Genomic DNA, 1,019 nt, shown 5'->3' on the forward strand with positions numbered 1-1,019 from the left:
CTTGGCGTGGGCGTAGCGGCCCTGCTTCATCGCCGCCCGCTTGCCGACGCGGGCGTAGCTCTGGCGAAGGCCGATGCCCCACTCTTGGGCCAGCGCCACCAACTTTTCCCGGGCCCGCTGCATCAGCTTGGCGTCGGTCGGGAAGGTCACCGCCTTGGGCTGAACGGTGGTATCGACCGTCACCCGCTCCATGTCTTCGGCCTGAAGAGCGCCGGCCCGGTGGGCGGCGGCCAGGCTCTCCTGCACCAGGGCCGACAGGTCATCGGCACCGATGCGCTGACGCCAGCGGGTCATCGAAGAGCGGTCCACCGGCAGGGCGTGCTGGAAGAAGGTTTCGCCGCAGAAATACTGGAAATACGGATCGCAGACCCAGCGATCGCACACCGCCTCGTCAGAGAGGCCGTACATGTGCTTGAGCAGGTGCAATCCCACCATCAGCCGGGTCGGAACGCCCGGGCGCCCCGTTTCCGCGTAAAGCGGCGCGAACCGCTCGTCGAAAAAGCCCCAGGCGACCAAACTCGCCAGCCGGACGGTAATCCCCCCATTTTTAGCGGGGGTTGGACATAGAACTCAGGCGGCCAATTTCAGTTTCTGGGCGGGTGTGATGCCGCCGATGCCCATATTGGGGCGGTCGTTGTTGTAGGTCCAGAGCCATTCTGTCGCTTGATCCTGCACCTCCGCGATGGTTTCGAAGAGGAACTGGCCCAGCCATTCATGCCGGACCGTCCGGTTGTAACGCTCGACATAGGCGTTCTGCTGCGGCTTGCCGGGCTGGATGTGTTGGAGGCCGATGCCGCGCGTCTCGGCCCATTTCATCAGCGTGCCGCTGATATATTCGGGACCGTTGTCGACCCGAATTGTCGCTGGCTTGCCGCGCCATTCGATAATTTGGTTCAGCATCCGGACAACCCGTTCTGCGGGCAGCGAAAAATCGACTTCAATGCCGAGCCCCTCCCGATTGAAATCATCCAGCACGTTGAGAAGCCGGAAAGCCCTGCCATCCTCCAGACGATCCGCCA

The 1,019-nt window shown here is 63.1% G+C and carries 1 protein-coding gene and 1 pseudogene; both read right to left on the reverse strand.

All coding sequences use genetic code 11. The features are described from left to right. Nucleotides 1-531, reverse strand: a pseudogene (locus PHAMO_RS17190) (transposase); the annotation flags it as partial. Nucleotides 532-570: 39 nt separating this feature from the next. Then, a partial coding sequence (locus PHAMO_RS17195) for an integrase core domain-containing protein (protein ID WP_040567779.1) occupies nucleotides 571-1,019 on the reverse strand: 449 nt, incomplete at its 5' end.

It is taken from the genome of Magnetospirillum molischianum DSM 120, assembly GCF_000294655.1.
Taxonomy (GTDB): domain Bacteria; phylum Pseudomonadota; class Alphaproteobacteria; order Rhodospirillales; family Magnetospirillaceae; genus Phaeospirillum; species Phaeospirillum molischianum.